Source organism: Variovorax sp. GW821-FHT09B01 (assembly GCF_059418345.1).
In genome coordinates, this window is the sequence record NZ_JBWKPQ010000034.1 from 13,288 (window position 1) to 40,283 (window position 26,996).

Below are 26,996 nucleotides of genomic sequence, written 5' to 3' on the forward strand. Positions count from 1 at the left end.
GGAGCACACCGCCATGGAACTGTTCCACAACCTCGCGACCGGCTTCGGCGTCGCCTTCACCTTCACCAACCTGCTGTACTGCCTGGTCGGCTGCATCCTGGGCACGCTGATCGGCGTGCTGCCGGGCATCGGCCCGGTCGCCACCATCGCGATGCTGCTGCCCGCGACCTACGCGCTGCCGCCCGTCTCGGCGCTGATCATGCTGGCCGGCATCTACTACGGCGCCCAGTACGGCGGATCGACCACCGCCATCCTGGTCAACCTGCCCGGGGAGTCGTCCTCGGTCGTGACCTGCATCGACGGCTACCAGATGGCAAGGCAGGGCCGCGCGGGCCCGGCGCTCGCGGCCGCGGGCCTGGGCTCGTTCTTCGCGGGCTGCGTCGGCACGCTGATCCTGGCCGCCTTCGCGCCGCCGCTGACCGAGCTGGCCTTCAAGTTCGGTCCGGCCGAGTACTTCTCGCTGATGGTGCTGGGCCTGATCGGCGCCGTGGTGCTGGCCTCGGGCTCGCTGCTCAAGGCGGTGGCGATGATCGTGCTGGGCCTGCTGCTGGGCATCGTCGGCACCGACGTGAACTCGGGCGTGGCGCGCTTCAGCTTCGACATTCCCGAACTGACCGACGGCATCGGCTTCGTGGTGATCGCCATGGGCGTGTTCGGCTACGGCGAAATCATCGGCAACCTCTCGCAGCCCGACGACGAGCGCGAGGTCTTCACGCACAAGGTCAAGGGCCTGTGGCCCACCAAGGACGACTTCAAGCGCATGACGCCCGCGGTGCTGCGCGGCACGGCCCTCGGTTCGGCCCTGGGCATCCTGCCGGGCGGCGGCGCGCTGCTGGCGGCCTTCGCGGCCTATGCGCTCGAGAAGAAGATCAAGATGCGCCCGGGCGAAGTGCCCTTCGGCAAAGGCAACATCCGCGGCGTGGCCTCGCCCGAGTCGGCCAACAACGCCGGCGCGCAGACCTCCTTCATTCCGCTGCTGACGCTGGGCATTCCGCCCAACGCCGTGATGGCGCTGATGGTGGGCGCGATGACGATCCACAACATCCAGCCCGGTCCGCAGGTGATGACCAGCAACCCCGAGCTGTTCTGGGGCCTGATCGCCTCGATGTGGATCGGCAACGCGATGCTGATCATCCTGAACCTGCCACTGATCGGCATGTGGATCAAGCTGCTGACGGTGCCCTACAAGTTCCTGTTCCCGGCGATCGTGCTGTTCTGCGCCATCGGCGTGTACTCGACCAACAACAACACCTTCGACGTCTGGATGGTCGCGATCTTCGGCTTCGTCGGCTACCTGTTCCTCAAGCTGCGCACCGAGCCGGCCCCGCTGCTGTTGGGCTTCATCCTCGGGCCGATGATGGAAGAGAACCTGCGCCGCGCGCTGCTGCTGTCGCGCGGCGCCTGGAGCGTGTTCGTCACGCGGCCGCTGTCGGCCGGCCTGCTGGTGGCCGCGGCGCTGCTGCTGGGCATCGTGCTGCTGCCTGCGGTGAAGTCCAAGCGCGAGGAAGCCTTCGTCGAGGATTGAGCGCCCCGCGCATCCCATGAAAGAAAAGGCCCCGGTTCGCCCCGGGGCCTTTTCTATTGGAGGAAGGCGTCGTACGCGGTCTTGAGGATCAGCACGCTGACCACGACCATGAACACGATCCGCACGAAGCCCGCGCCGTGCCTGAGCGCCACGCGCGTGCCGATCAGGCTGCCGGCCACGTTGGCGACCGCCATCGCCAGCCCGTAGTGCCACCAGACGTGGCCCTTGAGCGCGAGCAGCAGCAGCGCCGCGCCGTTGGTGAGCACGTTGATGACCTTGGCCGAGGCCGAGGCGTTGAGGAAGTCGTAGCCCATCCAGCGCACGAACAGGAACACCAGGAAGCTGCCCGTGCCGGGGCCGAAGAAGCCGTCGTAGACGCCGATGCCCAGGCCGATGCTGCAGGCCGCGAGCGTTTCGGCGCGGCCGGTGAAGCGCGGCGCGTGGTGGCGCCCCATGTCCTTGCGCGCCAGGGTGTAGAGCAGCACCGCCAGCAGGATCGCGGGCAGCGCGCGGCGCAGGAAATCGCCCGGGAACTGGGTGACGCCCCAGGCGCCGGCCAGCGCGCCGCAGAAACCGGCCAGCGCGGCCGGCCACAGCGCGCCCCAGCGCATCTGCACGCGCTGGCTGAACTGCGCCGCCGAAGCGGCCGTGCCCCAGATCGACGCACTCTTGTTGGTGCCCAGCAACGTGGCCGGCGGCGCGCCGGGGAAGGCGGCGAACAGCGCCGGCACCAGGATCAGTCCACCCCCACCCACGATCGCATCCACGAACCCCGCGAGCAGCGAGGCCGCGGTCATCAGCCACATTTCCATGGCCGCGATTGTCGCATCGGCATCGCTATCGAAAGAGTAGCTACAGAGGTCGACACATCCGACTCTCTGGCCGCTTTTCAAGGCAAGGAATCGGGGCGCAGATGCGAAAGCGACAGGCAAAAAAAAGCGCCGACCAGCGGCGCTTCTGAATTTTTCAACCCGGCTCTCGGATGTAGCCTTTTGGATGATTGTTCTTGTCGATCGGGAATTTGTCTCCTCGGCCCTCGGCAGCACGAGCAGGGCCCGTTCGCGAGTGGCTGGACTTTAGGGGGTGCACCGCCGCAGTGCATTGGGAATTACCCGCTTTGCCTTACTTTCGCGCACGGCGTAGCAAACCAAAGTGTTTCACGCAGTTAACGATGTGGCACGACTTGTGCACAGAGTCCGGACCACCACTCCAAGAAGAGACCGCCGCCATGGCCCTGGTACCGCAAGCCTCCATCAGCGCCGCGGACACCGCGTGGATGATGACCTCCACGGTGCTGGTGCTGCTGATGACGCTGCCGGGCATCGCGCTCTTCTACGCCGGCATGGTGCGGCGCAAGAACGTGCTCGCCACCATGGCCTGCGTGGTCGCCATCGCCGCGGTGGTGTCGCTGACCTGGTTCGCGCTCGGCTACTCGCTGGCCTTCACGCCCGGCTGGCCCTGGCTCGGCGGCACCGGGCGCTTCTGGTTCGCGGGCTTCGACTACCTGAAGGACGCCGGCACGCTGGCCGTGAGCCACGTGGCGCCCAACGTGCCCGAGACGGTCTACGCGATGTTCCAGCTGAGCTTCGCGATCATCACCACCGCGCTGGTGCTCGGCGCCTTCGTCGAGCGCATGCGCTTCTCGGCCGTGCTGTGGTTCGCGCTGCTGTGGAGCGTGCTGGTCTATGCGCCGATCGCGCACTGGGTCTGGGAGCCCGGCGGCTGGCTCGCGCAGATGGGCGCGCTCGACTTCGCGGGCGGCTCGGTGGTGCACGTCAATGCGGGCGTGGCGGGGCTGGTCTGCGCCTATGCGCTGGGCCCGCGCCGCGGCTATGGCCGCGAGCCCTTCGAGCCCTACAACCTGGCCTTCACCATGGCCGGCGCCAGCCTGCTGTGGGTGGGCTGGTTCGGCTTCAATGCGGGCTCGGCGGTGGCGGCCGACGGACGCGCGGGCCTCGCGATGCTGGTCACGCACGTGGCGGCCGCCGCGGGCGCCGCGAGCTGGATGATCGCCGAGTGGACGGTGCGCCGCAGCCCCTCGCTGCTGGGCCTGTGCTCGGGGCTGGTCGCGGGGCTGGTGGCGATCACGCCGGCTGCGGGCTTCGTCACGCCGCCCTCGGCGCTGGCCATCGGCGCCATCGCCGGCCTGGCCTGCTACTGGGGCGCCACCGGCCTCAAGCGCCTGCTGGGCGCGGACGATTCGCTCGACGTGTTCGGCGTGCACGGCATCGGCGGCATCGTGGGCGCGCTGCTCACAGGCGTGTTCGCCGACAAGGCCATCTCGGGCGCCAGCGGCAACGTGCTGACGCAGGCGATCGCGGTCGGCGGCGTGGCGGTCTACAGCGCGGCCGGCACCGCGATCGTGCTGTTCCTGGTGCGCGTGCTGGTGGGGCTGCGCGTCGATCCCGACAGCGAGGTGCAGGGGCTCGACCTGGCCCAGCACCGCGAACACATCGGAGGCTGAACCGCGATGGATGGCCACGTCCTGTCCGAAAGCGAGCGCATCGCGCTCGCGGCGCGCCTGCACGTGGCCCTGCGCCGCAAGCACGGCCGCGTGACCGACACCGAGTGGATGGCCGTCAATGCCGAGTACGCCACCGAGATGGTGCGCTTCGCGCGCGCGCATGCGGCCGAGACCCACGACGACGAGCTCGCGGCCATCGCGCTGCGGCTCGAGCAGGCGATGGAGCCGCTGGCGCGCGCCGCGCGGCTCGAGGCCGCGGCGCGGCTGCCCGACGGCAGCGGGCGGCAGCCGCCGCCGAAGTACATCGGCGGCCTGCGCTAGGCGCTCTTCGCGAGCGCGGTATCGCGGATCGCCTGCAGCGTGGTCGACGGCGTGATCGCCTCCGGATCGAGCACGCAGTGCAGGATCGCGGGCTTGCCGCTGGCCCGCGCGCGCGCCAGCGCGGGGCCGAACTCGGCGGTGCTCGTGACGCGCTCGCCGTGGCCGCCGAACACCTCGGCATAGCCGCGGAAGTCGGGGTTCTTCAGTTGCGTGGCGCTGATGCGGCCCGGGTAGTGGCGCTCCTGGTGCATGCGGATGGTGCCGTACATGGCGTTGTCGAGCAGCACCACGAGGATCGGCAGCCCGTACTGCACCGCGGTCGCGAACTCCTGGCCGTGCATCAGGAAGTCGCCGTCGCCCGCGAACACCACCACCTCGCGCTGCGGCCACAGCCGCTTCGCGCCGACCCCGGCCGGCAGGCCGTAGCCCATCGAGCCGCTGGTGGGCGCGAGCTGGCTCGCGAAGGCGCGGAACGGCCAGAAGCGGTGCACCCAGGTCGCGAAGTTGCCCGCGCCGTTGCAGAAGATGGTGTCGTGCGGCAGCACCTCGCGCAGGTGCTGCATCACCTCGCCCATCTGCAGCGGACCCGGCACGCGGATCGGCGCCGGATCGCTCCAGCGCAGGAACTCCTCGCGCGCCTCGGCAGTGCGTGACTTCCAGGCCGGCGCCTGCGCCGGCTTCAGCCCGGCCACCGCCTCGGCGAAGGCACGCGGCGTGGCATGGATGCCCAGCACGGGCCGGTAGAGCTTGCCGAGCTCGTCGGCATCGGCATGCACGTGCACCAGCGCCTGCGCGGGCTGCGGAATGGCCAGCAGCTCGTAGCCCTGCGACGGCACCTCCGACAGCCGGCCGCCGACCAGCAGCACCAGGTCGGCCTCGCGGATGCGCTGCAGCATGCGCGGATTGGCGCCCAGCCCCAGATCGCCCGCGTAGCAGGGATGCTCGGCCGACAGCAGCATCTGGCGCCGGAACGAGCAGTACACGGGCAGCGAGTGGGCCTCGGCGAATTGCGCGAACTGCTGCGCGGCCTCGGCCGACCAGCGGCTGCCGCCGAGCACCACCACCGGCCGCTCGGCCTGCGCGAGGCGCTGCTGCAGCTCGGCGATCTGCGCCGCGCCCGGATGGGTTTCGGTCACCGCGTAGGGCAGCGCATCGGCCACCGCGGCGGCCTCGGTCAGCATGTCCTCGGGCAGCGCGATCACCACCGGGCCGGGCCGGCCCGAGGTCGCCACGTGGAAGGCGCGCGACACCAGCTCGGGCACGCGCGCGGGGTCGTCGATCTGCACCACCCACTTGGCCATGGTGCCGAACACCGCGCCGTAGTCGAGCTCCTGGAAGGCCTCGCGCCCCAGCGCCTCGCGCGCCACCTGGCCCACGAACAGCAGCAGCGGCGTCGAGTCCTGGTGCGCGATGTGCACGCCGGCCGAGGCATTGGTCGCGCCCGGTCCGCGCGTGACGAAGCACACGCCGGGCCGGCCGGTGAGCTTGCCCTGCGCCTCGGCCATCATGGTGGCGCCGCCCTCCTGGCGGCAGACGGTGACGGCGATCGAGGCGTCATGCAGCGCATCGAGCACCGCGAGGAAGCTTTCGCCGGGAACGCAGAACAGCTGCTCGACGCCGTGCAGGACGAGCTGGTCGACCAGGAGCTGGCCGCCGGTGCGGGAGGTGGGGGTCACGAGAGGGCTCCGATGCGAGGGAGAAGAAGAAAGAAGGACGGATTCATTCGAGCGCCGCGCAGGCCGCCGCGATGCGCGCGCAGGCCTCCTCGAGCTGCGCCATCGAGGTCGCGTACGAGATGCGGAAATAGGGCGCCAGCCCGAACACGCTGCCCGGCACCACCGCCACCTCGAAGTCCTCGAGCAGGTAGCGGCAGAAGTCCGCGTCGCTGGCCAGCAGCGCGCCGCGGCGCGTGCGCCGGCCCAGCAGGCCCTGGCAGCGCGCGAAGGTATAGAACGCGCCCTCGGGCCGCGGGCAATGCAGGCCGTCGATGCGGCTCAGCGCGGCCACCACGAAGTCGCGCCGGCGCTGGAAGTCGTCGCGCCGCTCGGCCACGATCTGCTGCGGCCCGGTCAGCGCCTCGATCGCCGCGGCCTGGCTCACCGACGAGGGGCACGAGGTGGTCTGGCTCTGCACCACGGCCATCGCCGCGATCAGCGCGCGCGGCCCGGCGCCGTAGCCCACGCGCCAGCCGGTCATCGCATAGGCCTTCGACACGCCGTTGATCGTCAGCGTGCGCTCGCGCAACCGCGGCTCCACCGCCGCCGGCGTGGCGAAGGCCAGGCCGTCGTAGAGGATGTGCTCGTAGATGTCGTCGGCCAGCACCCACAAGCGCGGATGCCGCAGCAGCACCTCGCACAGCGGCTTCAGCTGGTCGGCGCCGTAGGCCGCGCCGCTCGGGTTCGAGGGCGAGTTCAGGAACAGCCAGCGCGTGCGCGGCGTGATCGCCGCCTCGAGCTGCGCGGCCTCGAGCCGGAAGCCCTGCGCGTCGCCGCAGGGCACGCCGACCGGCACGCCGCCGCAGATGCGCACGATGTCGGCGTACGAGGTCCAGTAGGGCGCGGGCAGGATCACCTCGTCGCCCGGATCCAGGCTGGCCATCAGCGCGTTGAAGATCACCTGCTTGGCGCCCGCGCTCACGCTGATCTCGTCGAGGCCGAAGTCCAGCGCGTTGTCGCGCCTGAACTTGAGCTGCACCGCCGCCTTCATCGCCGGGCTGCCGTCGAGCACCGTGTAGCGCGTGTCGCCGCGCCCGATGGCGCGCACCGCGGCCTCTCGCACGTTGTCGGGCGTGTCGAAGTCGGGCTCGCCCGCGCCCAGCACGATCACCGGGCGGCCCGCGCGCTTGAGCGCATTGGCATGGTCGGTGATGCGCAGGATCTCCGACACGCCGAGCGCGCGCACGCGCTGCGCCGGCACGAAGTCCGAGGAAGAAGAAGCGGCGGTAGCGGGACTCACTTGGCGTAGCTCTCCAGCGGCTTGTCGTTGGGCTCGAGCACCAGCTGCTTGAGCATCGCGCTCATCGGCAGGTTCAGGCTGGTGTTCTTCGGCGGGATCGGCGCCACGAACCACCTGGTGTAGATGCGCTCGAGCTCGCCGCTCTTCATGAGGCGGCGCAGCGCGCCATCGACCGCCGCCTTGAAGGCCGGGTCGTCCTTGCGGAACAGCAGCGCGATCGGCTCCGAGCCCAGCGGCTCGCCGACGATGCGGTAGGCCGTCGGGTTCTTCGAGTTCGCGATGATCCCGGCCAGCAGGTTGTCGTCGAGCACGAAGGCATCGGCGCGGCCCGACTCCATCAGCAGGAAGCTCTCGAGGTGATCCTTGCCGAGCATGGTGTTGATGCTCACGTTGTTGCTGCGCTCGCGCTTGCGCAGCAACTGCACCGCCGTCGTGCCGGTGGAGGCCGACACGGTGCGGCCCGCGAGCTGGTCGAGCGTGGTGATGCCCGAGTCGACGCGCGTGGCCATGCGCACCTCGCTCACGTAGGTGGTGAGCGCGAAGGCCACCTGCTGCTGGCGCGCGAGGTTGTTGGTGGTGGGGCCGCAGCCGATGTCGAGCGTGCCGTTCTGCACCAGCGGGATGGTGTTCTGCGCGGTGACCGCCATGTACTCGAGCTTCGCGGCCGGCACGATGTCCTTGAGCACGCGCTCGCACAGCTCCACGTGGTAGCCCACGTACTTCTCGCCCGCGCCCAGCATGTAGGCCATGGGCGGCGAGGCCTCGCGCACGCCGAGCACCGCCTTGCCGCTGGCGGCGATCTTCTCGAGCGTGCCCGCGGGCGCCGGTTGCTGCGCGCCGGCCGTGGCGGCCAGGGCCAGCAACAGCGTGGCGGCCGCGGCCTTGAGCGGGTGCAGGGATGGGATGAAATTCATGTCGTCGTCTCCTCGTCGTTGTGGTGATGGGTCAGGCGCTCGCGCAGGCATCCGCCCGCAGCGACGCTCATGCGCCGCCGCGGCCAAAGCCTGCGTCGCGGGAAATCAGTCGCCGATATCGAAGGTCACGCCCTGTGCGAGAGGCAGTGCCGTCGAATAGTTGATGGTGTTGGTCGCACGGCGCATGTAGGCCTTCCAGCTGTCGGAGCCGGCCTCGCGGCCGCCGCCGGTCTCCTTCTCGCCGCCGAAGGCACCGCCGATCTCGGCGCCGCTCGGGCCGATGTTGACGTTGGCGATGCCGCAGTCGGAACCGGCGCACGAGAGGAAGCGCTCGGCCTCGCGCATGTCGAGCGTGAAGATCGACGACGACAGGCCCGCGCCCACCGCGTTGTGCTGCTCGATCGCCTCGTCGAGCGAGGCATAGCGCACCACGTAGAGGATCGGCGCGAAGGTCTCGCGCAGCACCGCGCCGGCATGCGCCTTGAGCTCGACCAGCGCCGGGCGCGCGTAGTAGGCCTCGGCGCCGCCGATGCCTTCGACGCGGCCGCCGCCATGCACGATCGCGCCGGCATCGCGGCTCTCGTCGAGCGCCTTCTGCATGCCCTCGAAGGCCGCGCGGTCGATCAGCGGACCGACCAGCGTGCCGGCCTCGCGCGGATCGCCGACCTTCACGCCGCCATACACCTTGATCAGGCGCGGCACCAGCTTGTCGTACACGCTCTCGTGCACGAACAGCCGGCGCAGCGTGGTGCAGCGCTGGCCCGCCGTGCCCATGGCCGCGAAGGCGATCGCGCGCAGGGTGAGATCGAGGTCGGCCGAGGGCGTGACGATGGCCGCGTTGTTGCCGCCGAGTTCGAGGATGGCGCGCGCGAAGCGGGCCGCGAGCTTGGGACCGACCTGGCGGCCCATCGCGGTGGAGCCGGTGGCCGACAGCACCGCCACGCGGTGGTCGTCGACCAGCAGCTCGCCGATGTCGCGCTGGCCCAGCAGCAGGCCGAGCAGGCCCTCGGGCGCGTCGGCGCCGAAGCGCTCGATGGCGCGCGCCGCGATCGCATGCACCGCGAGCGCGGTCAGCGGCGTCTTCTCGGACGGCTTCCACACCACCGGGTCGCCGCACACCAGCGCCAGCGCCGCGTTCCACGACCACACCGCGACCGGGAAGTTGAAGGCCGAGATCACGCCGCACACGCCCAGCGGATGCCAGGTTTCCATCATCCGGTGCTCGGCGCGCTCGGTGGCCAGCGTGAGGCCGTAGAGCTGGCGCGACAGGCCGACCGCGAAGTCGCAGATGTCGATCATTTCCTGCACCTCGCCCGCGCCCTCGGACGGCACCTTGCCGGCCTCGAGCGTGACCAGCCGGCCGAGGTCGCGCTTGGCCGCGCGCAGTTCCTCGCCGAGCAGCCGCACCAGCTCGCCGCGCCGCGGCGCCGGCACCGCGCGCCAGGCCTTGAAGGCCGCATGCGCGCGCGCGATGGTCTCGGTGGCCGCGGCCGGCGTGGTCTGCGCGACCTGCGCGATCACCTCGCCCGTGAGCGGCGAGCGCACCGTCAGCGCGCCGCCGACGTGGGACTCGCGCGGCACGCCCAGGCGCTGGAGCAGTTGTTCGACTTCGGAGGGCAGGGAGACGGAGGTGTGGACTTCGGACATGGGCGCGCTCCGCGGGGGAGTCGGGAAGAAAGAAGAAGGAAGGCGACCGGGGTCGGGGGAACCGCGCCAATATCTGCGAAGTGGGCAGGGTTGGCTAGTGAAAATATGGAAGGACTTGATGCGTTTGGCGAAGGAACTCGGTCGTCTGACTCCGCGCAGGCATCACCCGCCACGCGCGTTCCTCGAAACGGCTCGCGCGCCTACGCACCGATTTGCGCCCGGCGCCGACGATGCGGCACCCTCACTTCGCCGCCCCTGCCATGAAGCTGATCCACACCCTCTATGCCGCAGTCCACGCGCTGATGGCGCTCGCCTTCGCCATCGCGTCGCTGGTTCTGATCGTGATCGCGGCGCGCGCCGGCTGGGGCGCGGTCGTGCACGACCTCGACCTGCCGGCGGCCGAAGCGATCATCGAGGCGGTGGGCCTGCTCGCGGCCGCCGTCGTGGCGCTGCAGATCTCCCAGACCGTGGTCGAAGAGGAGGTGGTGCGCGACGCCCACATCGGCGCGCCGACCCGGGTGCGACGCTTCCTGTCGCGCTTCATGGTGGTGATCGTGGTGGCGGTCGCGGTCGAAGGGCTGGTCGCGACCTTCAAGGCGCGCGAGGCGCCGGAACTGATGCTGCACGCGGCCGCCATGCTGGGCGCGGTCGGGCTGATGATGGCCGGCTGGGGCCTCTTCATCCGGCTCAATCGCTATGCCGAGGAACTGGAGCCCGAGGCGATGCAGGAAGCGAAGAACGAGGACCGCAAGCTCAAGCAGTGATCTTCTGCCCCGCCGGCGACCCCGCCAGGCTCTGCGCCGGCCGGCGCAGCGAGGCATCGAAGGGATTGATCCTCGGCCCGATCGCCACCGCCTCGCGCTGCAGCAGGTCGACCACGGTCGGCAGCCGGTCGGCATTGAGGCGGTCGGCGATGGTGCCCACGCTCAGCGCGGCCACGGCGCGGCCCTCGCGGTCGAGGATGGGCACGGCGACGCCGGCCATGCCCTCGAGCAGGCCGGTGTTGCGGCCCGCGAAGCCGCTCTGGCGCACGCGCTCGATCTCGGTGCGCAGGTAGACCTCGTCGTACACGCCGTACTCGCGCACGCGCGAGAGGTTGAAGCGGATTACCTCCTCGCGCTCGCCTTCGGGCAGGAAGGCCAGGATCGCGAGCGCGCCCTGCCCCACGCCGAGCGCGATGCGCCCGCCGATGTCGCCGGTGAACGAGCGGATCGGGAACGGGCCCTCGCTGCGGTCGAGGCACACGGCATCGAAGCCGCTGCGCACCAGCAGGAAGATGCTGTCGCCCAGGCTCGCGCACAGGCGCAGCAGCGCGGGCCGGCACAGGGTGCGCAGGTCGCCCGGATTGCCGGCGTTGGCCGCGAGCGCGAAGAACTCGATGCTCAGCCGGTACAGCTTGCTGCGCTCGTCCTGCTCGACCACGCCCTCGGCCATCAGCGACTGCAGCAGGCGGTGCGTGGTGGCCTGCGTGAGGCCGACGGCGCGCGCGATCTGGGTGACGCGGCCGCCCTCGGCCTGCACCACGCCGAGCGCCCGGATCACCGAAAAGATGCGCGGCACGCCGCCGCTGGCCGCGGTTGTGGTTTCCATGTCCCGTTTCCTTGGAATACGTCGATCTTGCTCGGGCCATCATATTCCATTGAACGGAATAAATTGAAGAAATATTCTGATTAATGGAATACCCGTGGCGGTCTGGCGCGATCGTTGCAATAGAGTGAATCGAAAGCACTCACGCATTCATGGCCCCGGCGCAGGCGCGCCGGCCGTGAATTCCGATCTCCGACGAAAGGCGTTCCATGTCATTCCTGCGGCTCAGCGACGTGTCCAAGTCCTATGGCAGCACCCGCGCGGTGACGGCCATGAACCTCACGGTCGAGAAGGGCGAGTTCGTCTCGCTGCTCGGCCCCTCGGGCTGCGGCAAGACCACCACGCTGCAGATGATCGCGGGCTTCGAGGCCGTGACCAGCGGCCGCATCGAGCTCGCGGGCCAGGACATCACGCATGCCAAGGCCAACACGCGCGGCCTGGGCATCGTGTTCCAGAGCTATGCGCTGTTTCCGCACATGACGGTGGCCGACAACGTGAGCTTCGGCCTCGAGATGCGCAAGATGCCCAAGGCCGAGCGCCGCGAACGCGTGCAGCAGGCGCTGGCGCTGGTGCACCTCGAGGCCCACGCCGCGCGCTACCCGCGCGAGCTCTCGGGCGGCCAGCGGCAGCGCGTGGCGCTGGCGCGCGCGCTGGTGATCGAGCCGCCGGTGTTGCTGCTCGACGAGCCGCTGTCGAACCTCGACGCCAAGCTGCGCGAGGAGATGCAGTTCGAGCTGCGCCAGATCCAGCGCAAGGTCGGCACCACCACGGTGATGGTCACGCACGACCAGAGCGAGGCGATGTCGATCAGCGACCGCGTGGTGGTGATGGAAGGCGGCCGCGCGACGCAGATCGACCATCCGCACCGCGTCTACGAGCATCCGAGCACGCGCTTCATCTCCACCTTCGTGGGCAAGGCCAACCTGCTGCCGGGCCGTGTCACGGCCTGCGGCACGGGCAGCTGCAACGTGGCGGTCGGGCCGCTCGCGGTCGAGGTCGGCGAAGGTGGCTACGACAGCGGCGCCGCCGTGCTGATGAGCGTGCGCCCCGAGAAGCTGCAGCTGGTGCCCGCGGGCAGCGGCCGGCTCGACGGCACGGTGCAGGAGCGCTTCTTCCTCGGCAGCCAGTGGCTCTACCGCCTCGCCACGCCGGCCGGCGAGCTGATGGTGCTGAGCCCCAACGACGGCCGCGCCGCGCTCGACGAAGGCGACGCGGCCGGCATCGACTGGCCCGCGCACTGCACGCGGCTGTTGCGCGACGACGAGGCGGTGGCGGCATGAGCGGCATCTCCCGCAAGGCCACGCCCTGGTGGCTGTCCGGACCCGCGCTGGCGCTGTTCATCGCGCTGCTCGTGGTGCCGCTGCTGCTCACGGCCGTGCTGTCCTTCAACGTCTACGACCCGGCCAGCGGCCCGCGCGCCGGCGAGTTCACGCTCGCGCACTACGCGCAGGTGTTCGGCGACGACTACTACCACGGCATCTTCTGGCGCACCTTCTGGATCTCGGCGCTGGTCACGCTGATCTGCGTGCTGATCGGCGCGCCCGAGGCCTATGTGCTGAGCCGCATGCGCAACCCCTGGCGCTCGGTGCTGCTGCTCGTGGTGCTGGCGCCGCTGCTGGTGTCGGTGGTGGTGCGCGCCTTCGGCTGGAGCATGCTGCTGGGCCCCGAGGGCGCGGTCAACGCGCTGCTGCAACTGGTGGGCATCGGCCCGGTGAAGATCCTCTACACCAGCGCGGCCGTGGTGATCGCGCTGGTGCACGTGATGCTGCCCTTCATGGTGATCCCGGTCTGGACCTCGCTGCAGAAGCTCGATCCCGGCGTGGAGAACGCGGCCCTCTCGCTCAATGCCACGCCCTTCACCACGCTGCGCCGCATCGTGCTGCCGCAGGTGATGCCCGGCATCCTCTCGGGCAGCCTGATCGTGTTCGGCCTCGCGGCGAGTTCGTTCGCGATCCCCGGCCTGCTCGGCGGACGTCGCCTCAAGATGGTCGCGACCGTGGTCTACGACGAGTACCTGAGCGAGCTCAACTGGCCGCTGGGCGCGGCCGTGGCGCTCACGCTGCTGGTGGCCAACCTCGTGGTGATGCTCAGCTACAACCGGCTGGTAGAAGGCCGCTACAAGAAGGCGCTGGGGTGAGGTCATGAGCAAGAACGGCCCCATCGCCCTCGCGTTCAACGCGCTCGTCATCGCCTTCATGCTGGCCCCGCTGCTGGTGGTCTGCATCGTCGCGTTCACGCCCGAGAACACGCTGACCATCCCGACCACGCACTTCTCGCTGCGCTGGTTCGAGGCGGTGTTCGCGCATCCCGACTTCATGCAGTCGTTCTGGAACAGCCTGTGGCTCGCGCTGAGCGCGGCCACCATCGCGACGCTGCTCGCGGTGCCGGCCGGCATGGCGATCACGCGCTACGACTTTCCGGGCCGCGACTTCCTCAACGGCCTGTTCCTGTCGCCGCTGATCATTCCGCACCTGGTGCTCGGCGTCGCGCTGCTGCGGCTGTTCGCGCTGGTGGGCGGCACCGGCAGCTTCGGCTGGCTGGTGATGGCGCATGCGCTGATCGTCACGCCCTACACGCTGCGGCTGGTGGTGGCGGCGCTGGTGGGCTTCGACCGCAGCGCCGAGCAGGCCGCGCTCTCGCTGGGCGCGAGCCAGGCCACGGTGTTCCGCCGCATCACGCTGCCGATGATCCTGCCGGGCGTCACGGGCGGCTGGATGCTGGCCTTCATCAACAGCTTCGACGAAGTGACGATGTCGATCTTCGTCACCTCGCCGAGCACGGTGACGCTGCCGGTGCGCATGTACATGTACGCCACCGAATCGATCGACCCGCTGATGGCCGCGGTGTCGGCGCTGATGGTGGCCGTGACCGCGGTCGCGATGGTGGTGCTCGACCGGCTCTATGGCCTGGACCGCGTGCTGGTGGGACGCAAGTAGATGCCGACCCATGCATTGCTGCACCGCGTGGCCGAGACCGGCCGCGCCACCGTGCCCTTCACGCTCGACGGCGCGCCCGCGTCGGCGCTGGCCGGCGACACGGTGCTGACCGCCGTGCTCACGCAGGCCGCCCAGCTGCGCCGCAACGAGTTCAGCGACGCGCCGCGCGCGGGCTTCTGCATGATGGGCGCCTGCCAGGACTGCTGGATCGCGACCGCCGAGGGCGAACGGCTGCGCGCCTGCTCCACCTTCATCGCGCCGGGCATGGCGCTGGTCACCGGGCGGGGCGAGGCATGACGACGGCGGCACTTCCTCCCGTGATCGTCGGCGCCGGACCGGCCGGCGTGCGCGCGGCACAGGCACTGGTCGCGCATGGGCTACGCCCGGTCGTGATCGACGAGGCCGCGCGCGCCGGCGGACAGATCTACCGCCGCCCGCCCGCCAACTTCGTCGAACGCGCGGCGGCCACGCTCTACGGCTTCGAAGCCGGGCGCGCGAACGCGGTGCATGCGGCCTTCGACGGCCTGCGCGATCGCATCGACCACCGGCCCGACAGCCTGGTGTGGAATGCACAAGGCGGCGTGCTCGACGTGCTGCACGGCCCGACACGCAGCACCGCGCGCGTGCCGCATGGCCCGCTGATCGTGGCCACCGGCGCCACCGACCGCGTGCTGCCGCTGCCGGGCTGGACCCTGCCCGGCGTCTACACGCTCGGCGGCGCGCAGGTGGCGCTCAAGTTCCAGGGCTGCGCCATCGGGCAGCGCGTGGTGTTCATGGGCACGGGGCCGCTGCTCTATCTCGTGGCCTACCAGTATGCGAAGGCCGGCGCGCAGGTCGCGGCCGTGCTCGACACCGCGCGCCTCGCAGACCAGGTCGCGGCCACCCCCGCGATGCTGCGGCAGCCCGCGGTGCTCGCGAAGGGCGTCTACTTCGTCGCCTGGCTGCGTGCGCATGGCGTGCCGCTGCATGGCGGCGTGCGGCCGCTGCGCGTGATTGGCGACGATGCCGCGAGCCGCGTCACCGGCGTCACCTGGCACGACGGCCGCGAGGAGCGCCGCATCGATTGCGATGCCGTCGGCTTCGGCTATGCGCTGCGTTCCGAGACCCAGCTCGCCGACCTGCTGGGCTGCCGCTTCGAATTCGCGCCGATGCATCGCGCGCACCTTCCCGTGCGCGACGCGGCGGGCCGCTCGAGCGTGGCGGGCGTGTACCTCGCGGGCGATGGCGCCGGCATCATGGGCGCCGACGCGGCCGAGTGGGCCGGCGAGCGCGCGGCGCTCGCGCTGCTCGCGGACCAGGGCGTGGCGGTCGATGGCGCGCGCGCCGCGCTGCTCGAACGCAAGCTCGATGCGCTGACGGGCTTTCGCCGCGGGCTCGAACGCGCGTTTCCGCTGCCGCGGGACTGGGCCGCCCACGCACCCGACGAGCTCGTCGTCTGCCGCTGCGAGAACGTCACGGCCGGCACGCTGCGCCAGACCGTCGCGGTCAATGGCGCCGACGAGCTCAACCGCCTCAAGGCGCTGTCGCGCGTGGGCATGGGCCGTTGCCAGGGCCGCATGTGCGGCGTGGCCGCGGCCGAGATCCTCGCGCACGCGACCGGCCAGCCGCTCGCGCAGGTCGGCCGGCTGCGCGGGCAGGCGCCGGTCAAGCCGATACCGATCCGGCTCGTCACGCAAGGCCCCGCCGAGGGAGCGAAGGCATGAGCACCACCCGCACCCTGCGCACTGACGTTGCGATCGTCGGCGGCGGCATCGTCGGTTCGTCGGCCGCGCTCGCGCTGCGGCGCATGGGCCTGGACGTGGTGCTGCTCGAGCGCGACCTCTGCGGCTCGCGCTCCAGCGGCGTCAACTACGGCGGCGTGCGGCGCCAGGGCCGGCCATTGAGCCAGCTGCCGCTGGCGCAGCTCGCGCACCGCATCTGGGGCCGGCTCGGCGAACTGATCGGCACCGAGGGCGAGTACCAGCGCTCGGGCCATTTCAAGATCGGCCGCAGCGAGGACGACATGGCCGCGCTCGAGCGCTACCGCGCGAGCGTGCGCGACGCCGGCTTCGACCTCGGGCTCGAGCTGGTGACGGGCGCGCGGCTGCGCGAGCACTGCCCCTGGCTCGGCGCGCGCGCGCTCGGCGGCTCGCTGTGCATCGAGGATGGGCAGGCCAATCCGCGGCTGGTGTCGCCGGCCTTCGCGCTCGCGGCGCAGCGTGCGGGCGCGCGGGTGTTCGAACGCCACCGCGTCGACGAGGTCGCGCACGACGGCACGCTGTTCCGGCTGCGCGCCACGCATGCCGAGGGCACGCTCGAGGTGCGCTCGCCGGTGCTGCTGAACTGCGCGGGCGCCTGGTCGGGCCCGATCGCCACCCACTTCGGAGAGGCCGTGCCGCTGCAGTCGGGCCATCCCGCGATGGCGGTGACCGAGCCCCTGCCCTTCTTCATGGACTGGAGCCTCGGCGTCGAGGGCGGCGGCATCTACTGCCGCCAGGTCGCGCGCGGCAACCTCGTGCTCGGCGGCGGCGCCGGCATCGGGCTCGATGCCGAGCGCGCGCGCTCCGAGCGCGACGCCATCGCCACGCTGTCGACGCAGGCGATCGAACTGCTGCCGCGGCTCGCGCATGCGCATTTCATCCGCACCTGGAGCGGCACCGAGGGCTACCTGCCCGACCGCCAGCCGGTGCTGGGGCCGAGCCGCACCACGCCCGGCCTGTTCCACGGCTTCGGCTTCGCGGGCGCGGGCTTCCAGATCGGCCCGGCCGCGGGCGAGGTGCTGGCCGAGCTGGCGCGCGATGGCCGCAGCACCACGCCGATCGAGGCCTTCGCGATCGAGCGCTTCTTTCCCGACGCGAAGGCCGCGCGGCCCGCCGAAGCCGCCGCATCGGCCTCGCACTGAACACGACAAGAGCAACCCACCGCAACCGCAGATCCACCCTCGACACTGAACGGAGAGTCCCACCATGGCACGACGCGACCGCACTTCCTTTTTCCTCACCTTCGCCGCCACCGCGGTGGCCGCCCTCGCGGGCTTCGGCGGCGCGGTCCACGCGCAGACGAAGACGCTCTACATCGGCATGAACGGCGGCACGATGGAGAAGGCGTACACGCAATACGTCTTCCCGGCCTTCGAGAAGCTCTACGGCGCGAAGGTGGTGGTGGTGCCCGGCACCTCCTCCGACATCCTCGCCAAGGCCCAGGCCAACAAGGACCGGCCGCAGATGCACGTGATGTTCCTCGACGACGGCATCATGGTGCGCGCCATCGGCATGGGCCTGTGCCAGAAGCAGAAGCCCAATCCCTCGCTGGCCGAGATCTACCCGGCCGCGCGCTTCAAGGACGACATGGCCAGCGGCGTGAGCCTGGGCATGACCGGCCTGGCCTACAACGCGAAGATGTTCAAGGAGAAGGGCTGGGCCGCGCCCACCTCGTGGATGGACCTGGCCGATCCGAAGTTCAAGGGCAAGGTGGTGTTCCAGTCGATGTCGTCCTCGTCCTTCGGGCTGCACGGCTTCCTGATGTTCAACCGCATCCAGGGCGGCAACGACAAGAACGTGGAACCCGGCTTCAAGGCCTGGCCCACCACCATCGGCCCGAACGTGCTCGAGTACATCCCGAGCTCGGCCAAGCTCTCGGAGATGGTGCAGACCGGCGAGGCCGCGATCTTCCCGCTCACGCCGACGGCCGTGGCCGCGCTCAAGGTCAAGGGTATTCCGGTGGAATACGCGCCGCCCAAGGAAGGCGCGGTGGTGCTGATGGTGGGCCAGTGCGTGATCGCCAACAACAGCGAGCCCGAGCTGTCGCAGAAGCTCGCCGAATTCCTGCTGAGCCCGCTCGCGCAGGCCAACGTGCTGCAGTATGGCGCGCAGATCCCGACCAACCCCAAGGCCCCGGCCGTGGGCGAGGGCGCGACGCAGGTGGCCGAGATCAACCAGTGGATGAAGACCGCGGTCACCATCGACTGGGAGAGCATCAACGCCAACCGGCCGGCCTGGAACGCGCGCTGGAACAAGTCGATCGAGAAGTGACCGCGCTGGCGCGGGTGCTCAGCGCGTGCGGCGCAGCAGCACCGGCAGGCACAGCAGGTAGAGCACCGCGCCGGCCAGCCACACGATGCCCGGGAAGCGCGCGCGGAACGCGAAGTACAGCGGGCTGATCAGCAGCGGGCCGAACACCGAGGCCAGGCTGGCGATGCTCGCGAGCACGCCCTGCAGCCGCCCCTGTTGCGCCTCGCCCACGCGCGCCGACAGCGTGGACTGCAGCGCGGGCGCGCAGATGCCGCCCAGGCACAGGAAGGGCAGCAGCGCCAGCACCATCCAGCCGTGCGAGGCGAAGGCGATCAGCGCATAGCCGGTGCCGTCGGCGATGGTGCCGACCGCGATCGCCGTGCGCTCGCCCCAGCGCTCGACCAGCGGCCCGGCGACGAAGCCCTGCACCAGCGCCTGCAGCAGGCCGAAGACCGCGAGCGAGATGCCGACCATGCTGGCGTTCCAGGCGTAGCGGTCCTCGCCGTAGAGCACCCAGGTCGTGCCCGCGACCTCGCCCACCAGCACCAGCACGAGGAACACGCCGAGCACCGGCAGCAGCGCCGGAAAGCTCGCTGCCCAGCGCAGCGGCGCGAGCGGATGCAGCACGCCGCGGTCGAAGGGCTGCGCGGCGAGCGCCGGCGGCCGCGATTCGCGCAGCACCAGCAGGCCGACCAGGAAGGTCAGGCCGTTGAGCACGGCCGCCGCGATGAAGGGCAGGCGCACGCCGTGGTCGCCGAGCACGCCGCCGAGCGCCGGCCCGGCGATGAAGCCCAGCCCGAAGCAGGCGCCCATGCGGCCGAACCAGCGCGCGCGCTGGTGCTCGGGCGTGAGGTCCGCGATGGCGGCCGAGGCCACGGCCATGCTCGCGCCCGTCATGCCGGCGATCGCGCGGCCCACGAACAGCAGCCACAGCGAGGGCGCGAAGGCCATGAACAGCGCGTCGACCGCCGCGCCCAGCACCGAGATCAACAGCACCGGCCGGCGGCCGAAGCGGTCGCTGAGCGCGCCGAGCACGGGCGCGCAGAGGAACTGCATCAGCGCGTAGAGCGAGAGGAAGGCGCCGAAGTGCCAGCCGAGCTCGCCGCTGTGGCCGACCTCGCGCAGCAGGCTCGGCACGATCGGCATGACGAGGCTGATGCCGATGGCATCGAGCGTGACGATCGCGAGGATCACCGCCTGCGCGTGGCGGTTTCCGGCGAATGGGAGGGAAATGGAAGACATGGTTAATTTATCGTTGATAAGGAATTATCAGCGATAAATTACGCGCCGTGAAGTACCCTCCCGGATCGACACCCGGCAAGCACGACAACTGAATGAAACTGGACCGCGACGTGATCCTCCAGGCGGCGCTCGCGCTGCTCGACGAGGTCGGCATGGACAAGCTCAGCACCCGCCTCCTGGCCGAGCGGCTCGGCGTGCAGCAGCCCGCCCTCTACTGGCACTTCAAGAACAAGCGCGCGCTGCTCGACGCGATGAACGGCGAGATCCTGCGCCGCAGCCACCACCGCAAGCTGCCGCTGCCCGACGAGAGCTGGGAGAGCTTCCTGCGCGAGAACGCGCGCAGCTTCCGGCGCGCGCTGCTGGCGCGGCGCGACGGCGCGCGCCTGCATGCGGGCTCCGAGCCCGACCCGGGCGACCTCGACATGGTGGAGGCCCAGCTCGCGGCCGTGGTGCGTCTGGGCGTGCCGCCCGCGCAGGCGATGACCCTGCTGATCGCGCTGGGCCGCTACACCGTGGGCTGCGTGCTCGAGCAGCAGGCGACGCCGGCCGACGCCGCGATGCAGCAGCAGACGCTCGATGCCGCCGCGGCCTCGCGCCCGCTGCTGGCCGAGGCCTTCGCCACCTACCGCGCGGCCGGGCCCGATGCGCTGTTCGAGATCGGCGTGGACCTGATGCTCGAAGGCGCGAAGGTGCGGCTCGAAGAAGCCGCCGGCCGGGGACGTGCCCCGGCTGCTGCCTTGCGTTCGAAGAAGGAAAACCGTTCACGCTGAGCTCGTCGAAGCGCCACGCAAGGCTTCGACAGGCTCAGCCCGGACGGTTTCTCGCTCTCAGCGCCCGGCGTCCGCGCGGATCCAGCCCGCCGCCTTCTCCGCCATCATCAAGGTAGGGCTGTTGGTGTTGCCGCTCGTGATCGTCGGCATCGCGCCCGCATCGACCACGCGCAGGCCCTGCACGCCGCGCACGCGCAGCCGCGCGTCGAGCACCGCCATCGGATCGTTGTCGGCGCCCATCTTGGTGGTGCCCACCGGATGGAAGATGGTGGTCGCGATGTCGCCGGCCAGGCGCGCGAGGTCCTCGTCGCTCTGGTACTGCACGCCGGGCTTCCATTCCTGCGGCTTGTACTTGGCGAGCGCGGGCTGCTCGGCGATGCGGCGCGTCACGCGCAGCGAGTCGGCCGCCACCTTGCGGTCGGCATCGGTGCTCAGGTAGTTGGGCGCGATCGCGGGCGCGTCCTCGAAGCGCTTCGAGCGGATGCGCACCGTGCCGCGGCTGGTCGGGTTGAGGTTGCACACGCTCGCGGTGAAGGCCGGGAACGCGTGCAGCGGCTCGCCGAAGGCATCGAGCGACAGCGGCTGCACGTGGTACTGGATGTTGGGCCACTCGCGGTCGGGCGAGCTGCGCGTGAAGGCGCCGAGCTGCGAGGGCGCCATGCTCATCGGGCCGCTGCGGCTCAGCAGGTACTCGAGGCCGATGCGCGCCTTGCCGACCAGCGACGAGGCCAGCACGTTGAGCGTGGGCGCGCCGTCGATCTTGTAGACCGCGCGGATCTGCAGGTGGTCCTGCAGGTTGGCGCCGACGCCGGGCGCGTCGACCACCACCTCGATGCCGTGCTGGCGCAGCAGCTCGGCCGGGCCGATGCCCGAGAGCTGCAGGATCTGCGGCGAGCCGATGCTGCCCGCGCTCAGGATCACCTCGCGCGTGGCGTGCGCCGTCACCATCTCGTGGCCGTTCCAGATCCGGGCGCCGGTGCAGCGCTGCGTGCCGTCGGCCAGCCGCTCGATCACCAGCTTCGAGACCTGCGCGCCGGTCCAGAGCTCGAAGTTGGGCCGGCCGTAGCAGGTGGGCCGCAGGAAGGCCTTGGCCGTGTTCCAGCGCCAGCCGTTCTTCTGGTTGACCTGGAAGTAGCCCACGCCTTCGTTGCTGCCGCGGTTGAAGTCGGTGGTGTGCGGCACGCCGGCCTCGACCGCGGCGGCCGCGAAGGCGTCGAGGATGTCCCAGCGCAGCCGCTGCTTCTCGACCCGCCACTCGCCGCCCGCGCCGTGCATCTCGTCGGCGCCGAGGTAGAAGTCCTCGTGCTTCTTGAAGGCCGGCAGCACGTTCTGCCAGCGCCAGTCCTCGTCGCCGGTGAGCGCGGCCCACTGCTCGTAGTCGCGCGACTGGCCGCGCATGTAGATCATGCCGTTGATGCTCGAGCAGCCGCCCAGCGTCTTGCCGCGCGGATAGCGCAGCACGCGCCCGTTGAGGCCGGCGTCGGGCTCGGTGCTGTAGAGCCAGTCGGTGCGCGGATTGCCGATGCAGTAGAGGTAGCCCACCGGAATGTGGATCCAGTGGTAGTCGTCCTTGCGGCCGGCCTCGACCAGCAGCACGCGCTTGTCCTTGTCGGCGCTGAGCCGGTTCGCGAGCAGCGCGCCGGCGGTGCCGGCGCCGATGACGATGTAGTCGAAGGTGGTGTCGTTGCTCAAGGGGCTTGTCTCCGTCATCGATATTTCCCGTACTCATGGAGCGGCTCTGAGCCGCTGCGCCTGATTTGGCCCAATCCACGCCAGGAATGCCAATGAAATCGAATCAGATGGCGTATAAATCCGATTTATATGACTGCCGCCGCCGCGATGGACCTGCAAATTCTGCGCGCCTTCGTGCTGGCCGCGCGCGAAGGCAGCGTCTCGCGCGCCGCCGCCAGGCTGCACCTCACGCAGCCGGCCGTGAGCCTGCAGCTCAAGCGGCTGGCCGAGGACACCGGCCTGCAGCTGTTCACGCGCACGCCGCACGGGCTGGCGCTCACGGCCGACGGCGCGGCGCTGCTGCCGCAGGCCGAGCGCGTGCTGGCCGCGGTGGGCGACCTGCAGCAGGCGGCGCGCAACCTGCAGTCGACGGTGCGCGGCGCGCTGCGCATCGGCACCATCCTCGATCCCGAGTTCACGCGCCTGGGCATGTTCCTGCGCGAACTGGTCGAGTCGGCGCCGCAGATCGAGACCGAGCTGCGCCACGGCATGAGCGGCACGGTGCTGGCACAGGTGCTGCGCGGCGAGCTCGACGTGGGCTTCCATCTCGATGCGGAGGGCGATGCGGCCGGCGGCGATGCCGCGCTGGCCGCGCGCACCCTCACGCGCTTCACCTACCGCGTGGTGGCGCCGGCCGGCTGGGGACCGCAGGTGACGGGGCGCGACTGGAAGGCACTGGCGGCGCTGCCCTGGCTCGCGACGCCGCCCGAATCGGCGCACCACCGGCTGCTCGAGCGCGTGTTCGGGCCGCTGGGGCTGGCACCGCGCCGCGTGGCGCTGGTCGACCAGGAGGCCTCGATGCTCGACCTGCTGAAGTCGGGCGTGGGCCTGAGCCTGCTGCGCGACTCGATCGCGATCCGCGAGAGCCAGGCCCACGGGCTGGTGCTGGCCGATCGGGTGCAGCTCGACTGCGCGCTGCGCTTCGTGTCGCTGGCGGCGCGGCGCAACGAGCCGGTGATCGCGAGCGCCTGGGATGCGCTGACGCGCGCCTGGACCTGAGAAGGTATGAATGACCCTGCTGCGCGCCCCGAACGGTTTCACGAAAAGTTAAGAAAGGCCTCAGGAAAAACGGCGTGCTTCCCTACGTAATCGAGGGTTCGGTCGCACATGGCGCCCCGGGGCCTACGGTTACGATGCGCGCTGCATTTTGAAACCTTTGGTTCGTCCCGCGCCTCTTCCGCCTTCTTCCTCCTCCTCTTCCCACCCGCTCCCCCGGACCATGCCCTCCACCACGCCGCCTGCCGACAGCCCCGCTGCAGCCGACGTCGCCGCGAGACCCCGCATCGAGTCGCGCGAACAGGACGGCAAGCGCTGGATCGTGGCGAGCGGCCGCTGGACCACGCTGGCGATGTCCTCGGCCTCCGACTGGCAGGCGCTCGCGAAGAGCCTGGACGCGCTGCCCAAGCAGGACGACGCGGCCTGGGACCTGCGCCCGATCGCGCAGCTCGACCACATCGGCGCACAACTGCTGTGGGAGCGCTGGCGCCACGACTGGCCGGCCACGCTCGAGCTGGCGCCGCAGCACAAGGCGGTGCTCGACCAGGTGGCGCAGTACACCGTCGGCACGCCCGAGGAACCGCCGAAGACGCTGGTCGAGCGGCTGCGCGACTTCTCGCACAACGGCCCGCGCGCGATGGGCGTGACGCGCGACTTCGTCGGCCTGATCGGCCAGCTCACGATCGACGTCGGCAGGCTGCTGGCGGCGCCGCACCGCGGGCCCTGGCGCGACTTCTCGGGCCATCTCTACCAGTTCGGCGCGACGGCGCTGCACATCACGGCGCTGGTCGGCCTGCTGATCGGCGTGGTGCTGGCCTACCTGATCTCGCAGCAGCTGCGCCAGTACGGCGCCGAGACCTTCGTGGTCAACATCCTCGGCCTGTCGCTGGTGCGCGAGCTCGGGCCGGTGCTGGCGGCGGTGCTGATCGCGGGCCGCTCGGGCTCGGCGATCACGGCGCAGATCGGCGTGATGCGCGTGACCGAGGAGCTCGACGCGATGCGCGTGATGGGCATCCCGCACGGCTTCCGGCTGGTGATGCCGCGCGTGCTGGCGCTCGCCATCGCGATGCCGCTGATCAGCCTGTGGACCTCGATGGCGGCGCTCTTGGGCGGCATGCTCGCGGCCGACGCGGCGCTCGACATCTCGCCGGCCTATTTCCTCTCGGCGCTGCCGCGCGCGGTGCCGATCGCCAACCTCTGGCTGGCCACCGCCAAGTCGGCGGTGTTCGGCATCCTGATCGCGCTGATCGGCTGCTACTTCGGCATGAAGGTCAAGCCCAACACCGAGAGCCTGGGGCGCGGCACCACCTCGTCGGTCGTGACCTCGATCACCGCGGTGATCCTGGTCGACGCGCTGTTCGCCGTGCTGTTCAAGGGCATCGGGTTCCGCGGATGAACACGCAGGCCACGCCCTCTTCCGCCGCGCCCGAGACCGTGGTCGACATCCGCCGCCTGTGGACGGTGTTCAAGAACACCGACGGCGAGCAGGTGGTGCACCGTGACCTCGACCTGCGCATCGCGCGCGGCGAGGTGCTGTCGCTGGTCGGCGGCTCGGGCACCGGCAAGACGGTGCTGCTGCGCCAGATCCTCGGGCTCGAGAAGCCCTCGAAGGGCACGGTCGAGGTGCTGGGCCAGGCGCCCGGCGAACTCAGCGCGGCGGGCGCGGCCAACGTCGGCATGCTGTTCCAGCACGGCGCGCTGTTCTCGGCCTTCAGCGTGCTCGAGAACATCGCCTTTCCGCTGCGCGAGCTCAAGCTGCTGCCCGACGAGCTGATCCGCAACGCGGCACTGGTCAAGCTGCAGATGGTGGGCCTGGAGCCGCGCCATGCGAACCGCAGCCCGGCCGACCTGTCGGGCGGCATGATCAAGCGCGTGGCGCTGGCGCGCGCGCTGATCATGGACCCGCCGCTGCTGCTGCTCGACGAACCCACGGCCGGCCTCGATCCCGAGGCCTCCGACAGCTTCTGCGACCTGCTGCGCGGGCTGCACCGCGAGCTCGGCCTCACGGTGGTGATGGTCACGCACGACCTCGACACGCTGTTCGACCTGAGCACCCGCATCGCGGTGCTGGCCGACCAGAAGGTCATCGCCAGCGGCACCGCGCGCGAGGTGATCGCCTACCCGCATCCCTTCATCCACGAGTACTTTCTCGGTGGGCGCGGCCAACGCGCCCTGGAGGCGCTGCACGACCGACCCGCCCCCGAACGACATGCGCCGCGGCCCGAGGCCGGCGGCGCCGAAAGGTAGTCCATGGAAAACAAAGCCCATGCCCTCGCCGCCGGTGCCTTCGTGCTCGGCCTGCTCGCCGTGCTCGTGGGGCTGGTGGTCTGGTTCACGCGCGACAACACCGTGCGCAACATCTACGAGCTCTCCACGCGCGACGCGGTCAGCGGCCTGCAGCCGCAGGCGATGGTGCGCTACCGCGGCATCGCGGTCGGCAAGGTCACGCTGATCGACTTCGATCCCAAGGTGAAGGGCAACGTGCGCGTGCGCATCACGGTCGACGAGCGCGTGCCGCTGACCACCTCGAGCTTCGCCACGCTGAGCTACCAGGGCGTGACCGGCCTGGCCTTCATCGCGCTGGACGACAAGGGCGAATCGAACGTGGCGCTCAAGCCCGACAACGGCGACCCGCCGCGCATCCCGCTCAAGCCCTCGATGCTGGCCCAGCTGCAGGACCGCGGCGAGGCGATCATCAACCAGGTCGAGGAGGTGACGAAGCGCGCCAACCGCCTGCTCAACGACGACAACCAGAAGCGCGTGGCCGATGCGCTGGAGAACATCGCGGCCGCGACCTCGAGCGCCAACCAGCTGATGCTGCGCCTCGACGGCACCGTGAAGACCGGCGTCGCCCCCGTGCTGCAGCGGCTGCCCGACACGCTCGACTCGGTGAAGAAGGCCGCGGGCGACGTCTCGCGCGTGGCGAACAACTTCAACGGCACCGTGACCCGGCTCAATGCGCCCGACGGCCCGGTGCAGCGCCTGGGCGACGGCACCAAGGCGCTGGCGCAGGCGGTCGACTCCTTCAATGCCGCCACGCTGCCGCGCGTGAACCGCGTGGCCGACGACACCTCGCACGCGGTGCGCCGGCTCGGCCGCGCGGCCGACAGCATCAACGACAACCCGCAATCGCTGCTGTTCGGCAACGGCGGCGCGGCGGCCGGACCGGGCGAGCCGGGCTTCACGCCGCCGGCCGCGAGCGGCAACGGCGCCAGGCCCTGAGGCCGCGGCATCCACGATGGCAGGACAACGACCATGAAGAACGCCACGCATCCCCTTCTCGCTCTCGGCCTTGGCCTCGCGCTGCTGCTGGCCGGCTGCGGCGCGCTGCCCGACAAGCCCCAGCGCGCCACGCTCTACGACTTCGGTCCCGGGCCGATGGCGGCGCAGCAGGCGAGCAGCGCGCCGGCGGCGCAGGCCATGATCGCGCTGCCCGAGATCGAGGCCAATCCGCGGCTCGACGGCACGCAGATCCTCTACCGGCTCGGCTATGCCGACGCCAACGAACTCAAGCCCTATGGCCAGTCGCGCTGGAGCCTGTCGCCCGCGCAGCTGCTGCGCCAGCGGCTGCGCGACACGCTGGCCGAGCGCCGCACCGTGCTGGGCCCCGAAGAGAGCGCGACCATCGCGCGCGCCGAGGGCCGCGTGCCCGACACGCTGCGCCTGTCGCTCGACGAGTTCAGCCACTACTTCGATTCGCCGGGCGCGAGCGTGGGCCTGGTGCGGCTGCGCGTCACGCTCGTGCGCAGCGGCACCGGCGGCGACCGCGTGATGGGCCAGAAGCTGATCACCGTGCGCCGGCCCGCGCCGAGCGCCGATGCACCGGGCGGCGTGAAGGCGCTGGCCGCGGCCAGCGACGCGGCGATCGCCGAGATCGTGCAGTGGGTGGACCAGCAGCAACAGCAGCAGCCGCGGTAGT

General features: G+C 70.7%; 25 protein-coding genes. 17 read left to right on the forward strand and 8 right to left on the reverse strand.

Translation table 11 applies throughout. From position 1 onward, the window contains the following. The first annotated feature begins 13 nt into the window (after nucleotides 1-13). A complete protein-coding gene (locus tag AC07RV_RS42520; RefSeq protein ID WP_093351011.1) occupies nucleotides 14-1,525 on the forward strand; it encodes a tripartite tricarboxylate transporter permease in 1,512 nt (503 codons plus the stop codon). 53 nt (nucleotides 1,526-1,578) lie between these two features. Here AC07RV_RS42520 and AC07RV_RS42525 read toward each other — a convergent pair whose 3' ends face one another. Continuing rightward, nucleotides 1,579-2,337: a sulfite exporter TauE/SafE family protein gene (locus AC07RV_RS42525; RefSeq protein WP_296780471.1), complete on the reverse strand. Its 759-nt coding sequence runs from the start codon at nucleotides 2,335-2,337 to the stop codon at nucleotides 1,579-1,581. Between the two features lie 416 nt (nucleotides 2,338-2,753). Between AC07RV_RS42525 and AC07RV_RS42530 the strand changes: the two genes are divergently transcribed. Together AC07RV_RS42530 and AC07RV_RS42535 are read left to right on the forward strand one after the other, a co-directional pair. After that, on the forward strand, nucleotides 2,754-3,989 hold the full coding sequence (locus tag AC07RV_RS42530) for an ammonium transporter (RefSeq protein ID WP_057597259.1): 1,236 nt from the start codon (nucleotides 2,754-2,756) through the stop codon (nucleotides 3,987-3,989). A 6-nt stretch (nucleotides 3,990-3,995) separates the two neighbouring features. Further along, entirely contained in the window at nucleotides 3,996-4,310 is a 315-nt protein-coding gene (locus AC07RV_RS42535; protein WP_057597260.1) for a hypothetical protein, read from the forward strand. On the opposite strand, the gene AC07RV_RS42540 is transcribed toward AC07RV_RS42535, so the two are convergent. The 4 genes from AC07RV_RS42540 to amaB all read right to left on the reverse strand — a co-directional run bounded on the left by AC07RV_RS42540 (nucleotide 4,307) and on the right by amaB (nucleotide 9,826). Continuing rightward, entirely contained in the window at nucleotides 4,307-5,986 is a 1,680-nt protein-coding gene (locus AC07RV_RS42540) for a thiamine pyrophosphate-binding protein (protein ID WP_296780470.1), read from the reverse strand. The two genes, AC07RV_RS42535 and AC07RV_RS42540, sit on opposite strands and share 4 nt — an antisense overlap. Nucleotides 5,987-6,029: 43 nt before the next feature. Then, nucleotides 6,030-7,265 (reverse strand): pyridoxal phosphate-dependent aminotransferase, encoded by a 1,236-nt coding sequence (locus AC07RV_RS42545; protein WP_296780469.1) that lies wholly within the window; start codon nucleotides 7,263-7,265, stop codon nucleotides 6,030-6,032. Then, nucleotides 7,262-8,179 (reverse strand): amino acid ABC transporter substrate-binding protein, encoded by a 918-nt coding sequence (locus AC07RV_RS42550; protein ID WP_296780468.1) that lies wholly within the window; start codon nucleotides 8,177-8,179, stop codon nucleotides 7,262-7,264. Before AC07RV_RS42550 ends, AC07RV_RS42545 begins: the two co-directional genes overlap by 4 nt. A 105-nt stretch (nucleotides 8,180-8,284) precedes the next feature. Further along, on the reverse strand, nucleotides 8,285-9,826 hold the full coding sequence (amaB, locus tag AC07RV_RS42555) for an L-piperidine-6-carboxylate dehydrogenase (protein ID WP_296780466.1): 1,542 nt from the start codon (nucleotides 9,824-9,826) through the stop codon (nucleotides 8,285-8,287). A gap of 260 nt (nucleotides 9,827-10,086) precedes the next feature. On the opposite strand from amaB, the gene AC07RV_RS42560 reads away from it, so the two are divergent. Beyond that, entirely contained in the window at nucleotides 10,087-10,590 is a 504-nt protein-coding gene (locus tag AC07RV_RS42560) for a hypothetical protein (RefSeq protein ID WP_057597265.1), read from the forward strand. On the opposite strand, the gene AC07RV_RS42565 is transcribed toward AC07RV_RS42560, so the two are convergent. Beyond that, on the reverse strand, nucleotides 10,580-11,416 hold the full coding sequence (locus tag AC07RV_RS42565) for an IclR family transcriptional regulator (RefSeq protein WP_057597266.1): 837 nt from the start codon (nucleotides 11,414-11,416) through the stop codon (nucleotides 10,580-10,582). The two genes, AC07RV_RS42560 and AC07RV_RS42565, sit on opposite strands and share 11 nt — an antisense overlap. A 206-nt stretch (nucleotides 11,417-11,622) precedes the next feature. Here AC07RV_RS42565 and AC07RV_RS42570 point away from each other — a divergent pair, with 206 nt between their 5' ends. The 7 genes from AC07RV_RS42570 to AC07RV_RS42600 all read left to right on the forward strand — a co-directional run bounded on the left by AC07RV_RS42570 (nucleotide 11,623) and on the right by AC07RV_RS42600 (nucleotide 18,359). Then, on the forward strand, nucleotides 11,623-12,693 hold the full coding sequence (locus AC07RV_RS42570; protein ID WP_296780463.1) for an ABC transporter ATP-binding protein: 1,071 nt from the start codon (nucleotides 11,623-11,625) through the stop codon (nucleotides 12,691-12,693). Beyond that, nucleotides 12,690-13,550 (forward strand): ABC transporter permease, encoded by an 861-nt coding sequence (locus tag AC07RV_RS42575; RefSeq protein WP_296780461.1) that lies wholly within the window; start codon nucleotides 12,690-12,692, stop codon nucleotides 13,548-13,550. Before AC07RV_RS42570 ends, AC07RV_RS42575 begins: the two co-directional genes overlap by 4 nt. Nucleotides 13,551-13,554: 4 nt before the next feature. Continuing rightward, on the forward strand, nucleotides 13,555-14,349 hold the full coding sequence (locus AC07RV_RS42580) for an ABC transporter permease (RefSeq protein WP_296780459.1): 795 nt from the start codon (nucleotides 13,555-13,557) through the stop codon (nucleotides 14,347-14,349). After that, nucleotides 14,350-14,646 carry a (2Fe-2S)-binding protein gene (locus tag AC07RV_RS42585; protein ID WP_296780457.1) on the forward strand — a complete coding sequence of 99 codons (297 nt, stop codon included), beginning with the start codon at nucleotides 14,350-14,352 and terminating at the stop codon, nucleotides 14,644-14,646. Next, complete coding sequence (locus tag AC07RV_RS42590) at nucleotides 14,643-16,052, forward strand: FAD/NAD(P)-dependent oxidoreductase (protein WP_296780455.1); 1,410 nt, start codon at nucleotides 14,643-14,645, stop codon at nucleotides 16,050-16,052. The genes AC07RV_RS42585 and AC07RV_RS42590 overlap by 4 nt, the downstream gene beginning before the upstream one ends. Next, entirely contained in the window at nucleotides 16,049-17,230 is a 1,182-nt protein-coding gene (locus tag AC07RV_RS42595; RefSeq protein WP_296780453.1) for an NAD(P)/FAD-dependent oxidoreductase, read from the forward strand. Before AC07RV_RS42590 ends, AC07RV_RS42595 begins: the two co-directional genes overlap by 4 nt. A gap of 64 nt (nucleotides 17,231-17,294) precedes the next feature. Further along, complete coding sequence (locus tag AC07RV_RS42600; protein WP_296780451.1) at nucleotides 17,295-18,359, forward strand: ABC transporter substrate-binding protein; 1,065 nt, start codon at nucleotides 17,295-17,297, stop codon at nucleotides 18,357-18,359. 18 nt (nucleotides 18,360-18,377) lie between these two features. Here the strand turns inward: AC07RV_RS42600 and tet are convergent, their stop codons facing one another. Next, nucleotides 18,378-19,580, reverse strand: coding sequence for a Tet(A)/Tet(B)/Tet(C) family tetracycline efflux MFS transporter (gene tet, locus AC07RV_RS42605; RefSeq protein ID WP_296780449.1), 1,203 nt, complete (start codon nucleotides 19,578-19,580; stop codon nucleotides 18,378-18,380). Nucleotides 19,581-19,672: 92 nt separating this feature from the next. Between tet and tetR the strand changes: the two genes are divergently transcribed. Beyond that, complete coding sequence (gene tetR, locus AC07RV_RS42610; RefSeq protein ID WP_296780447.1) at nucleotides 19,673-20,350, forward strand: tetracycline resistance transcriptional repressor TetR; 678 nt, start codon at nucleotides 19,673-19,675, stop codon at nucleotides 20,348-20,350. A 57-nt stretch (nucleotides 20,351-20,407) separates the two neighbouring features. Here tetR and AC07RV_RS42615 read toward each other — a convergent pair whose 3' ends face one another. Then, on the reverse strand, nucleotides 20,408-22,042 hold the full coding sequence (locus AC07RV_RS42615; protein WP_296780445.1) for a GMC family oxidoreductase: 1,635 nt from the start codon (nucleotides 22,040-22,042) through the stop codon (nucleotides 20,408-20,410). Nucleotides 22,043-22,189: 147 nt separating this feature from the next. On the opposite strand from AC07RV_RS42615, the gene AC07RV_RS42620 reads away from it, so the two are divergent. The 5 genes from AC07RV_RS42620 (at nucleotide 22,190) to AC07RV_RS42640 (ending at nucleotide 26,995) form a co-directional block, all read left to right on the forward strand. Next, complete coding sequence (locus AC07RV_RS42620) at nucleotides 22,190-23,080, forward strand: LysR family transcriptional regulator (protein WP_296780442.1); 891 nt, start codon at nucleotides 22,190-22,192, stop codon at nucleotides 23,078-23,080. Between the two features lie 220 nt (nucleotides 23,081-23,300). Next, the gene (locus AC07RV_RS42625; protein ID WP_296780440.1) at nucleotides 23,301-24,473 is read left to right on the forward strand and encodes an MlaE family ABC transporter permease; all 1,173 of its coding nucleotides are present in this window, start codon (nucleotides 23,301-23,303) and stop codon (nucleotides 24,471-24,473) included. Further along, complete coding sequence (locus AC07RV_RS42630; protein ID WP_296780437.1) at nucleotides 24,470-25,324, forward strand: ABC transporter ATP-binding protein; 855 nt, start codon at nucleotides 24,470-24,472, stop codon at nucleotides 25,322-25,324. The genes AC07RV_RS42625 and AC07RV_RS42630 overlap by 4 nt, the downstream gene beginning before the upstream one ends. Nucleotides 25,325-25,327: 3 nt before the next feature. After that, nucleotides 25,328-26,299, forward strand: a complete 972-nt coding sequence (locus AC07RV_RS42635) for an MlaD family protein (RefSeq protein ID WP_296780435.1) — start codon at nucleotides 25,328-25,330, stop codon at nucleotides 26,297-26,299. A 33-nt stretch (nucleotides 26,300-26,332) separates the two neighbouring features. Then, entirely contained in the window at nucleotides 26,333-26,995 is a 663-nt protein-coding gene (locus AC07RV_RS42640; protein ID WP_296780432.1) for an ABC-type transport auxiliary lipoprotein family protein, read from the forward strand. Nucleotide 26,996 lies beyond the last annotated feature (1 nt).

Excerpts from the sequence above, each read along its gene's own strand:
- AC07RV_RS42520 (WP_093351011.1), top strand. The coding sequence starts at position 14 with ATGGAACTGTTCCACAACCTCGCGACCGGCTTCGGCGTCGCCTTCACC.
- AC07RV_RS42525 (WP_296780471.1), bottom strand. The coding sequence starts at position 2,337 with ATGGAAATGTGGCTGATGACCGCGGCCTCGCTGCTCGCGGGGTTCGTG.
- AC07RV_RS42530 (WP_057597259.1), top strand. The coding sequence starts at position 2,754 with ATGGCCCTGGTACCGCAAGCCTCCATCAGCGCCGCGGACACCGCGTGG.
- AC07RV_RS42535 (WP_057597260.1), top strand. The coding sequence starts at position 3,996 with ATGGATGGCCACGTCCTGTCCGAAAGCGAGCGCATCGCGCTCGCGGCG.
- AC07RV_RS42550 (WP_296780468.1), bottom strand. The coding sequence starts at position 8,179 with ATGAATTTCATCCCATCCCTGCACCCGCTCAAGGCCGCGGCCGCCACG.
- amaB (WP_296780466.1), bottom strand. The coding sequence starts at position 9,826 with ATGTCCGAAGTCCACACCTCCGTCTCCCTGCCCTCCGAAGTCGAACAA.
- AC07RV_RS42560 (WP_057597265.1), top strand. The coding sequence starts at position 10,087 with ATGAAGCTGATCCACACCCTCTATGCCGCAGTCCACGCGCTGATGGCG.
- AC07RV_RS42565 (WP_057597266.1), bottom strand. The coding sequence starts at position 11,416 with ATGGAAACCACAACCGCGGCCAGCGGCGGCGTGCCGCGCATCTTTTCG.
- AC07RV_RS42570 (WP_296780463.1), top strand. The coding sequence starts at position 11,623 with ATGTCATTCCTGCGGCTCAGCGACGTGTCCAAGTCCTATGGCAGCACC.
- AC07RV_RS42575 (WP_296780461.1), top strand. The coding sequence starts at position 12,690 with ATGAGCGGCATCTCCCGCAAGGCCACGCCCTGGTGGCTGTCCGGACCC.
- AC07RV_RS42580 (WP_296780459.1), top strand. The coding sequence starts at position 13,555 with ATGAGCAAGAACGGCCCCATCGCCCTCGCGTTCAACGCGCTCGTCATC.
- AC07RV_RS42585 (WP_296780457.1), top strand. The coding sequence starts at position 14,350 with ATGCCGACCCATGCATTGCTGCACCGCGTGGCCGAGACCGGCCGCGCC.
- AC07RV_RS42590 (WP_296780455.1), top strand. The coding sequence starts at position 14,643 with ATGACGACGGCGGCACTTCCTCCCGTGATCGTCGGCGCCGGACCGGCC.
- AC07RV_RS42595 (WP_296780453.1), top strand. The coding sequence starts at position 16,049 with ATGAGCACCACCCGCACCCTGCGCACTGACGTTGCGATCGTCGGCGGC.
- AC07RV_RS42600 (WP_296780451.1), top strand. The coding sequence starts at position 17,295 with ATGGCACGACGCGACCGCACTTCCTTTTTCCTCACCTTCGCCGCCACC.
- tet (WP_296780449.1), bottom strand. The coding sequence starts at position 19,580 with ATGTCTTCCATTTCCCTCCCATTCGCCGGAAACCGCCACGCGCAGGCG.
- tetR (WP_296780447.1), top strand. The coding sequence starts at position 19,673 with ATGAAACTGGACCGCGACGTGATCCTCCAGGCGGCGCTCGCGCTGCTC.
- AC07RV_RS42620 (WP_296780442.1), top strand. The coding sequence starts at position 22,190 with ATGGACCTGCAAATTCTGCGCGCCTTCGTGCTGGCCGCGCGCGAAGGC.
- AC07RV_RS42625 (WP_296780440.1), top strand. The coding sequence starts at position 23,301 with ATGCCCTCCACCACGCCGCCTGCCGACAGCCCCGCTGCAGCCGACGTC.
- AC07RV_RS42630 (WP_296780437.1), top strand. The coding sequence starts at position 24,470 with ATGAACACGCAGGCCACGCCCTCTTCCGCCGCGCCCGAGACCGTGGTC.
- AC07RV_RS42635 (WP_296780435.1), top strand. The coding sequence starts at position 25,328 with ATGGAAAACAAAGCCCATGCCCTCGCCGCCGGTGCCTTCGTGCTCGGC.
- AC07RV_RS42640 (WP_296780432.1), top strand. The coding sequence starts at position 26,333 with ATGAAGAACGCCACGCATCCCCTTCTCGCTCTCGGCCTTGGCCTCGCG.